The 10213-nt window shown below is 47.3% G+C and carries 8 protein-coding genes; 7 read left to right on the forward strand and 1 reads right to left on the reverse strand.

Translation table 11 applies throughout. The annotated features are described in order from the left end of the window. Positions 1–1037: photosystem II D2 protein (photosystem q(a) protein) (gene psbD / locus JGK16_RS31075; RefSeq protein ID WP_293193718.1), on the reverse strand; the 1037-nt coding region annotated here is incomplete at its 3' end. Between the two features lie 202 nt (positions 1038–1239). On the opposite strand from psbD, the gene JGK16_RS31080 reads away from it, so the two are divergent. From JGK16_RS31080 to JGK16_RS31110, 7 genes are all read left to right on the forward strand, one after another. Continuing rightward, a complete protein-coding gene (locus JGK16_RS31080) occupies positions 1240–1806 on the forward strand; it encodes a photosystem I assembly protein Ycf4 (RefSeq protein ID WP_293186889.1) in 567 nt (188 codons plus the stop codon). Between the two features lie 148 nt (positions 1807–1954). Next, positions 1955–2740, forward strand: coding sequence for a peptidylprolyl isomerase (locus tag JGK16_RS31085; RefSeq protein ID WP_293186888.1), 786 nt, complete (start codon positions 1955–1957; stop codon positions 2738–2740). 180 nt (positions 2741–2920) lie between these two features. Then, entirely contained in the window at positions 2921–4177 is a 1257-nt protein-coding gene (locus JGK16_RS31090; protein WP_293193716.1) for a beta-ketoacyl synthase N-terminal-like domain-containing protein, read from the forward strand. A 341-nt stretch (positions 4178–4518) separates the two neighbouring features. Then, positions 4519–5613, forward strand: coding sequence for an ATP-binding protein (locus tag JGK16_RS31095; RefSeq protein ID WP_293186886.1), 1095 nt, complete (start codon positions 4519–4521; stop codon positions 5611–5613). Between the two features lie 303 nt (positions 5614–5916). Beyond that, positions 5917–7824, forward strand: coding sequence for a DNA mismatch repair endonuclease MutL (mutL, locus tag JGK16_RS31100; RefSeq protein ID WP_293186885.1), 1908 nt, complete (start codon positions 5917–5919; stop codon positions 7822–7824). A 281-nt stretch (positions 7825–8105) separates the two neighbouring features. After that, a complete protein-coding gene (locus tag JGK16_RS31105) occupies positions 8106–8858 on the forward strand; it encodes an SGNH/GDSL hydrolase family protein (protein ID WP_293193714.1) in 753 nt (250 codons plus the stop codon). Positions 8859–9066: 208 nt separating this feature from the next. Next, positions 9067–10164, forward strand: a complete 1098-nt coding sequence (locus JGK16_RS31110; RefSeq protein WP_293193712.1) for a serine/threonine protein kinase — start codon at positions 9067–9069, stop codon at positions 10162–10164. The last annotated feature ends 49 nt before the right edge of the window (positions 10165–10213 follow it).

A 10213-nucleotide genomic window follows, 5' to 3' on the forward strand; every position in this document is an offset into this window, starting at 1 on the left:
AGAACTTCTTCAGGGAAGATGAAGTTTTCGTGGGGTTGGTCGGTCGGAGCCATCCAAGCACGAATGCCTTCGTTAAGCAGAATGTTCTTAGTGTAGAACGTTTCAAACTCAGGATCTTCAGCAGCGCGCAATTCTTGTGATACGAAGTCGTAGGCGCGGAGGTTTAATGCTAAACCGACGATACCGATGGAGCTCATCCACAAGCCTGTGACGGGTACGAACAGCATGAAGAAGTGCAACCAACGTTTGTTGGAGAACGCAATTCCGAAGATTTGCGACCAAAAACGGTTAGCTGTAACCATGGAATAGGTTTCTTCTGACTGAGTTGGGTTAAAAGCTGGGAAAGTGTTAGCACCTTCGCCATCTTCAAACAGGGTGTTTTCCACGGTGGCACCGTGGATAGCGCACAACAGCGCGCCGCCCAAGATGCCTGCAACGCCCATCATGTGGAAGGGGTTGAGCGTCCAGTTGTGGAAGCCTTGCAGGAATAGGAGGAAGCGGAAAATTGCTGCGACGCCGAAACTGGGGGCGAAGAACCAGCCTGATTGACCCAAGGGGTAGAGCAGGAACACGGACACAAACACGGCGATCGGGCCTGTGAATGCGAGGGCGTTGTAGGGACGGATGCCGACTAAACGGGCAATTTCGATCTGACGCAGGCAGAAGCCGATCAGTGCGAAGGCGCCGTGGAGGGCGACAAATGCCCACAGACCACCGAGTTGGAACCAGCGGGTGAAGTCCCACTGTGCTTCGGGGCCCCACAGGAACAGCAGGGAGTGTCCGAGGCTGTTGGCTGGGGTGGAGACTGCGACGGTGAGGAAGTTGGCTCCTTCGAGGTAGGAGCTTGCCAAACCGTGGGTGTACCAGGAGGTAACGAAGGTGGTGCCGGTTAACCAGCCACCGATCGCCATGTAAGCGCAGGGGAATAGCAGGATGCCAGACCAGCCTACGAAGACGAAGCGATCGCGCTTGAGCCAGTCGTCGAGTACATCAAAGATGCCTCTTTCGTTCTCGGCGCGTCCGACTGCGATTGTCATTACGGTAAAATCCTTTTGCTTGTTAAAAGACCAAGGTTTCTAATTAAACTTAACATAACTATATATTATAAGTTCATTAATTTTCAACTAGAACAGCAGGAGTTGATACAGAATCGCGATCGTGACTGGGCGATCGCGCCAGCGGAGTGAGACTAAGGTAGGCTAGTTGAATTAAAATTTTGGTTTAAGGCTGTTTAAATTTATGACTGCAAAAACAATGACCTCGATCGATTCTGTCCTGCGCTATGAGGTTTTGGGATCTCGTCGCTTCAGCAATTACTGGTGGGCAACGGTTGTCAGCATTGGAGGGACTGGTTTCCTGCTGTCGAGCATTTCCAGCTACTTACACAAGAACCTGCTGCCTTTTGCTGACCCGACTCAGCTTATTTTCATCCCCCAAGGCATCGCGATGGGTTTCTACGGTGTCTGCGCCCTGCTGTTGGGGCTTTATCTGTGGCTGACTGTTCTCTGGGATGTTGGCGGCGGATACAATGAGTTCGATCGCAAAACAGGTAACATTCGGATCTTCCGTTGGGGATTTCCCGGCAAAAACCGCAAACTTGATTTTACTTGCAAGACATCGGACGTGCAATCTGTGCGGGTCGATATTAAAGAAGGTCTCAGCCCCCGCCGCAGCATTTATCTTAAGCTCAAAGACCGCCGTCAGTTTCCCCTGACAAGAGTCGGACAGCCCATTTCTTTGTCTGATGTGGAAAATCAAGCTGCCGAATTGGCTCGATTTTTGCAAGTGTCCCTAGAAGGGCTGTAGAGATTTGGGATTTGGGATTTGGGATTTTCGATTTGATATTGGTAATGTTTTGTAGGTTGGACGGCGGGGCGCACAAAATCGATAAATCTAGAGTGCGCCCGGCCATGTACCCGATCTGAATGAAGTGAAAGTGAAAATACAAATGCAAATGCAAATCAAAATTCAGCGGTGGTTCTTCTCACTTTTAATAATTGGCGCGCTGTTTGTCGGGGGATGCGGTAGTTCCCCTGCTGCAAACTCTACTCCGACACCAAATCCGGCGTCGGGTGAAAGCATTTCTTTGTCTCCGTCTCCGTCTCCGTCTCCTGCTGCTGTGGCGGCGAGTTCGCAATTTAGCAATTTGCCACGCTTGCAAGGAAAAGCAACGGTAGTGATGACGGTTAAAGGTACTCCGATTACGATCGAACTCGACGGCACAAATGCCCCAATTACTGCGGGCAATTTTGTCGATTTGATTCAGAAAGGAGTCTACGACGGGCTGGTATTTCACCGAGTGGTGCGGGAACCTCAGCCTTTTGTAGTTCAGGGTGGCGACCCCCAGGGCAAAGACCCTAAATTCCCTGCGTCGCGGCTGGGAACTGGGGGCTTTATTGACCCGAAAACATCTGTCGAACGCAGGATTCCTTTGGAAATTAAAGCTAAAGATGCCCCGAACCCGACTTACAGCCAAACGCTAGAACAAGCTGGGATTGCTCAGAAACCCGTGTTGATGCACACTCGCGGGGCTGTGGCTATGGCTCGATCGCAAAGTCCTGATTCGGCTTCTTCTCAGTTTTACTTTACTTTGACCGATGTGCCGTTTTTGGACGGTAGCTATGCGGTTTTTGGCTACGTGAAGCAAGGGATGGATGTTGTTGATAAGATTCAAGCGGGCGATCGGATTGATAAGGCTACTGTGACCCAGGGTTTAGAAAATTTTAAGGCTGCTAGTTAGTCAGTTGACAGTTGACAGTTGACAGTTGACAGTTTGCCGTTGGGAGTTGGTAGTAGTTATTGGTTATTGGTAACAAGCCAAAACTAATACCTGATAACTACGCATCAACAACCAACAAGTCATAGATTACGAATAACTAATCACAACTAACTAATAACTACTGCCTTCTAACTGATACTTATGGATGTTGTGGTTACGGGAATTGGTCTTGTTTCAGCGTTGGGAAATCTGGAAAATAGCTGGAAAAGATTGTTATCTGGGGAGTCGGGAATTCGGCAACATCAACCTTTTTTAGAACTTGAACCGCAACTTTTGGCTTTGGTAGGTACAAAACCTGCTGATTTAATAAGTTTAATTTTGCCTGTTTTAGCAGATGCTTTGCAAGATGCTAATTTGACTTTGCCGATTCCTGATTGCGGAATTGCGATCGGTTCTAGTCGCGGCTTTCAGGCTAATTTGGAACTGTTGCTAAGAGAGGGGGAGAGGGGGAGATGGGGAGAGGGGGAGAGGGGGAGAGGGGGAGAGGGGGAGATGGGGAGAATTGCCCAATTACCAATGCCCAATTCCCAATTCCCGATGCCCAATTCCCAATTCCCAATTCCCGATGCCCAATTCCCAATTCCCGATGCCCAATTCGTGGACTTTTTGCCTCACATGGGGGCGATCGCGGTGGCGAGGGCAATTGGCTCGATGGGGCCTGTGCTGGCGCCGATGGCTGCTTGTGCGACGGGCCTACAGTCGATCGCCCGCGCTGTTGATTTAATCCGCACCGGTGAGTGTCAGCGCGCGATCGCTGGTGCTGTTGAAGCGCCAATTACACCGCTGACTGTGGCTGGATTTAACCGGATGGGTGCTTTGGCAAACACGGGCTGTTATCCCTTTGACGAAGAGCGGGAAGGCTTGGTGCTCGGCGAAGGCGGGGCTTTATTTGTATTAGAATCAAGTGAGTTGGCAACGCGCCGCAACGCTAGAATTTACGGTCTAATTTCCGGCTTTGGGTTGACAAATGATGCTTTTCATGCTAATTCGCCGGAGTTGGGCGGAAAAAGTGCGATCGCGGCGGTAAATCAATGTTTGAAACGTAGCAATTTAACGGCGGTTGATATAGATTTTATTCACGCTCACGGTACTGGAACTGATTTAAATGACCGACACGAAGCCCTGTTAATTCAGAAATTGTTTCGCCAAGGAGTTGCTGTTAGTTCGACGAAGGGGGCTACTGGTCATACTTTGGGAGCTTCGGGTGCTTTGGGCGTGGCTTTTTGTTTGATGGGTATTAAATACCAGGTGTTGCCGCCTTGTACTGGCATAAAAAAACCGGGGTTTGAGTTAGATTTTGTTCGCTGCGCCCGATCGACTTTTGTGAGAAATGCGGTTTGTTTGAGTTTTGGTTTTGGCGGGCAGAATGCTGGGATTGTGTTGTCGGGCGATCGTTAATTTTTGGTAATCGAAGGCGATCGGCATTGAAATTGCAGCATCTCTCTACAATTAAAATCTTGTGGGGGCGTGTCCGAAAGTGCGATCGCACTTCCCATTTAAATCTGAGATCAAATATCATATATATGTATTTTAGTCAATTAACTTAGAATGTTGGTGAGATTTCTGGTACCGCTGTGCTAGTCTGGCTCTCCATATCGAGGCTTACCCTTCCCTCAAAGCCAGGGATTCCAGAAAATAACAGCAAATTCCAGCAGTATTGTATTTTATTAACGCATCGATGCTTATAGCGCGAAGATAGAAGAAAGAAACAGTTTCAATTAAGCCTCAGGTATTTTCACATGGATCTGGCATCTCATCGATTTATGTCTTATTTTGAACCTCTTCAAGCTGCTCATCTGTGCCAAATAGCTGTATTGGAAAGTTTTGCTGAAGAAACGGTGGTTTTTGAAGAAGGAGAAACAGCCGATTTTTTATATCTAGTTTTAGAAGGTAAAGTCGAGTTTAGCAAGCGGATTGACAACAGTAAATATCAAACTATTGCTGTCGCTAAGCCCGACGATTTTTTTGGCGAACTCGGAGTTTTAGACGGAGAGCCTCGCAGTGCTAGAGCTGTGGCAGTTGCCGGATCGAGTTTGGCCAAAATAGGCCGCGAAGAATTGATAGCAAACCTCGAGTTTGCTAAAGGCAGTTCAGTAATGCAAATGTTTAGTTTCATTATTAAAAATTTGCGCTCTACCACGGATCAATATGTTAGCCAGTTCGTACACAAACAAAAAATGGTTTTGGTGGGTGAAATGGTGAGCACAATTATTCACGATTTCAAAAGTCCTTTTACCGGAATTAAACTCTCCAGCGAAATGCTCAAAGAAATGCACCCCGATGCTGAAACTCAGGAATGGTGTGAACTTATTCAGTTGCAAGTTCAGCGAATGTTGGGGATGGCTGAGGAAGTATTAGAATTTTCGCGTGGGAACTCTGCATTAAATAAAAAACCAGTTAATCTCATCCAGACGTTGCAGCAGTTTGAAAAGTTGAACAGAGTTTATTTTGAGGCTGCAAAAGTAGACTTAGTGCTGGGGGTATCAGAAGTGATAGTGGAAGCTGACGACAATAAGATTTTGCGAGTTTTACAAAATTTAGTTGGGAATGCTGTTGAAGCTTTTGGCGGACGCGGGGGCCGAATAGAGATTATGCTGACAGAAAGTGAGGATTGGGCAGAAATTAGCATTTATGATAACGGCCCTGGCATTCCGCAATCAATCAAGGACAAGTTATTTGAACCGTTTATAACCTATGGCAAGCGGACTGGTACTGGCTTGGGAACGGCGATTGCTAAGTCGATTGTTGATGCTCACAAAGGGGAAATTAGTTATGAGTCGGAAAACAAAAAAGGAACCACTTTTTACATCCGCTTGCCAAAAGTCATCAGTTAGTCTGTGGAGTTTAAGTAATGTTTGTTTGTCACCACCGACTTCAATCAATCATTTAATCGATTTGAGATTGTTCGACTTCCTTCGGCTCCCTTCGGCTACGCTCAGGACAAGATGCTCAGGACAAGTTTGAGATTGGATAGTTGCCCCCACAAGTGAATCTGGGAGCTTGAACTTTTGTCTAAAATGTTGGGAACATCTACGACTTAACTATTTGGAACATTACCAGTTTTTGGGCGGATCGCGATCGTGTGTATGGAGTGGCAGAATCAGGTATAATTGAATTAACGAACCGCTAAAAATCTGATGCCAGTTACTATTCAAACCTTACCCGCAGAAGTTATCGATTTAATTGCCGCAGGCGAAGTTATTGACTCGATCGCCGCTGCGGTACGAGAATTAGTAGAAAATTCTCTGGATGCTGGCGCAACTCGCATCGTTGTGTCTGTTTGGCCCGAACAATGGCGGGTGCAAGTTGCCGATAATGGTACGGGAATGGATCGGGAAAACTTGCAGCAGGCGGCTTCGCCTCACAGTACGAGCAAAATTACCACGGAAGCTGACCTTTACAAAATTGCTACTTTGGGATTTCGCGGTGAAGCTTTGCACAGTTTGGCTCAGTTGGGCTGTTTGGAGGTTTTGAGCAGGCCCAACGATTTGGGATTCGGAGATTATTGGGAAAATCGACAGTCTGCGGAAACCCCCCCTAGCCCCCCCTTAACAAGGGGGGGAGTTGAGAAGTCATCTTTGAACCAGCCGGGAGTTGAAAATGCTCGATCGGGCTGGCGGGTAGTTTACAACAACGCTGGGGAAGCTGTGGAGCTGGAAACAGTGGCAATTGCTCCGGGCACGGTGGTGACTGTGGCTAATTTGTTTGGCAATTGGCCCGTGCGCCGCACTTTTTTGTCGCCGGCACAGCAAATGCGATCGATCCAATCAATCCTCCAGCAAATTGCAATTTGTCACCCCTACGTTAATTGGCAGTTGCGCCAAGCAAATGCGCCTTGTTTTTACATAACTTCGGCGAGCACAGCGGAACAGATTTTACCTCAGTTTGTGCGCGGCGTGCGATCGAGCGATTTACAATATTTAAAGTTAGATTTGCCTGCGAGTCCTGAGAATCAGAAAGCTGCAATTTTTTTGGTAGAAACTCAACTTGTGGGAGCTACAAACAACCACAATTATCAATTCCCAATGCCCAATGCCCGATGCCCAATTCCCAATTCCCAGTCTTTGGAGTTAGTAATTGGTTTGCCCGATCGCTGTCACCGCAGGCGGCCGGATTGGGTTAAGGTGGCGGTGAATGGACGGGTTGTGCGATCGCCCGAAATAGAGCAAACTATTCTCAGCGCCTTCGCCCGCACTTGTCCGCGCGATCGCTATCCCGTGTGTTTTGTTCACCTACAACTCTCCCCCTCGGAAATCGACTGGAACCGCCACCCGGCTAAAGTGGAAATTTATCTGCACGATCCGAGTTTTTGGCAAGCACAAGTTGGCGCGGCAATCGATCGGGCTTTGCACCTGAATGATGAGGTTTTGGCAGATCCTCCAATTCCCGATCGCGTGGGACAGTTGTTGAAAGCATCAGAACAAAAAAGTGCTTACAGTGTGGGGACTTCAGCTCGAAAGAGTGATGGCGGTGACGAACAGACAACAGGTCGTAAAATAGGATTGATGGAACTGAGGGCGATCGCTCAAGTTCATAATACTTACATTGTTGCAGAACACTCTAGCGGAATGTGGTTAGTCGAACAGCACATCGCTCACGAGCGCGTTTTGTACGAACGTATCTGCGCTGATTGGCAGCTAAAATCTCTAGAAAAACCAGTGATTCTCAGTCAATTATCTGCCCTGCAAATTGAGAATTTGTCCCGCTTGGGTTTGGAAGTAGAAAGTTTTGGCGAACAGTTATGGGCGGCACGGGAAGTACCGGATTTATTGGTCGATCGAGATGACTGTGCGGATGCGCTTTTTGAACTCAGTAAAGTCGCAGATTTGCAAGCTGCTCAAGTTGCTACTGCTTGTCGTAGCGCTATTCGCAATGGTACTCCTCTCAATCTTTCTCAAATGCAAAATTTGTTGGATGAATGGCAGCAAACTCGCAATCCGCGCACTTGTCCACACGGCCGCCCGATCTATTTTGCGTTGGAAGAATCGACTTTGGCTCGGATTTTTCGCCGCAGTTGGGTGCTTGGAAAAAGTCACGGGATTTGAAGGTTAAAAGTTATGCTTTAAGATTCGCGTTACATACAGAATTGTTTTTTTTGAACCGCAGAGGGCGCAGAGAACGCAGAGAGGAAGAGAAGAGAGAAGAAATGTTTCAGAATTTGATTGTAGTGAGGAATGCAAGTCGGCATCAGACTAGAATAAAATAAAGAAAAATTTTTTGATAATCGTTTGTAGTGAGCATTTTGACCCGCAAAAATAAGGACTGAAGTCCTCACTACAAACCTTTTTTAGATGACAATAATAGATTGTGCGTTGGGAAGAAAAAAATGAAAAATGTTTTTATATTTTCGATTGTGTTAAATGTAGTTTTGCTATCTATTATCTTAATCTACATAGGGAAGCGGGGCTATTTGGGCAGAATTTTGGTAATGGCGAATGCAAATTATCTGGAATTGCCGACGGATACGCTGAGTTCTCAGTCTTGGTGGCAAGATGAGGTAAAGTATCAAGTTGCTGTGACTCGGAACGCGCATATCAAAACTTGTTTTTTTGGAGATTCGATCACTTCGATGCTGGGGAATAATCTGGGTGACAATTCTTTCAATTTTGCGATCTCTGGCCTGACTGCGATTTCTCAGTTGGAACAGCTTAAGTTTTTAACTGCTGCTCAAGTTAAGTGCGATCGCGCGATTGTTGCTCTCGGGACAAACGATGCTATTTACAGAACTATGGACGGACAATTTGTGAAAAATATGCGGCAAATAATTAGCACTGTCAAAAAAGATATGGGGGCGAAACAGGTGATTTTGATGCCAGCTTTTTATTCCACTATTGAGGCCAGTCGCGATGTTACTGTTGCTGCTCCGATTCCGAGAGTCGATAAGTTTAATCAGTTGATTCGCCAGGTTGCTGCTGCTGAAAATTTATCAATTGATGAAGCTGGTTTGCAGCCGTTATTTGAAGGTAAAGCTTTGAAGGCTAATTTGACTTCGGATGGCGTTCACCTCAATGCTGATGGCAAAAAAATCTATCGTGAAGCTTTATTAAAAATAGTGGCTTTTTTAGATAAAAAGGATTAACAGAATGACCGCAATATGAGAATTTCTGTCTCGTTTGTGTGGCCGATCGCAAACTAAATTCTAAAACCCTTGTCTAAAAGGCGATCGAATCGTTAAATTTCGTTAAATTCCATTGCAAAGCTATCCCAAATATCCCTGAACTTGGGTTCGTCGCGCATACTGAAAGAATCCACCATACACCAATTCTTTCTTAAGGAAATCTGTCATAATGGATGGCGATAAATGCCAAAAATCGGGTTGTACGGGAACGATCGAGGATGGCTATTGTGATGTCTGCGGCATGGCTGCCGTTAAAACCGCTGAACGGCTGCTTTCCTCCCCTCTCCCCACTGCATCGAACGCGAGCTTATCGAGAACCAATTCACCCACAGCCAGTACGCCGACGGGTTCATCCTCCGCAAGCAGCCGCAGTTCCCGGCGCACGGGTAGCGCCTCTAGAAGCAGCCGCAAACAATTAGGTGCGGGATTGGTGTCGATTCCGGAACTCCCTTCCACTGAACCGGAAAAGGCGCTGCTTGTAGAAGCCGTCGTCCCGGAAAACAAACGCTTCTGTTCCAGTTGCAACAACGCTTTAAGTCGGGAAAGAGGGTTTTGTCCGAAGTGCGGTCATAAGTATTCCTTCGTTCCCAGCCTCAAACCAGGCGATCGCGTCATTAACCAGTACGAAGTCAAAGGTGCGATCGCCTACGGGGGACTCGGCTGGATCTATTTGGGATTTGATAGGAGTCTGTCGCGCTACGTCGTTCTTAAGGGGTTGCTCAACACGGAGGACGAAGCCAGTGCTGCCGTTGCTGTAGCCGAACGCCAATTCCTCGCCTCTGTCAAACACGCCAACATCGTTGGGATTTACAACTTCGTCAACCACCTCAACGAAGGCTTCATCATTATGGAGTACGTTGGAGGTCAGACGCTCAAGGAGATTCGCAAGACGCGCGGAGTGTTACCTGTTGCTGAAGCGATCGCCTACATTCATCGCATTCTCGGCGCTTTTGCCTACCTGCACGCGCAAGGTTTAGTTTATTGCGACTTCAAACCGGATAACGTCATGCTCGAAAGCAATGACGTGAAACTGATCGATATGGGTGGGGTGCGGCGCATTGACGACTTAGATGGGGACATCTACGGAACAGTGGGGTACAGCGCACCGGAAGCAGGAGAAGGGCCCACTGTCGTCTCGGATTTATTCACGATCGCCCGCACCCTCGCCGTCTTGGTGACGAACATTTCGGGCTTCAGCAAACAACACCAGTACAAGTTACCGCTCGTAAAAACCTGGACAAAGCTACCCAAAAGTAGTCAATGTTAGACATCTACGTTAGTAATTTTAGTCCACAGTCCTAAAACTACAGGAATAA

Source organism: Microcoleus sp. PH2017_09_SFU_O_A (assembly GCF_020738625.1).
In the GTDB taxonomy this organism is placed as follows: domain Bacteria; phylum Cyanobacteriota; class Cyanobacteriia; order Cyanobacteriales; family Microcoleaceae; genus Microcoleus.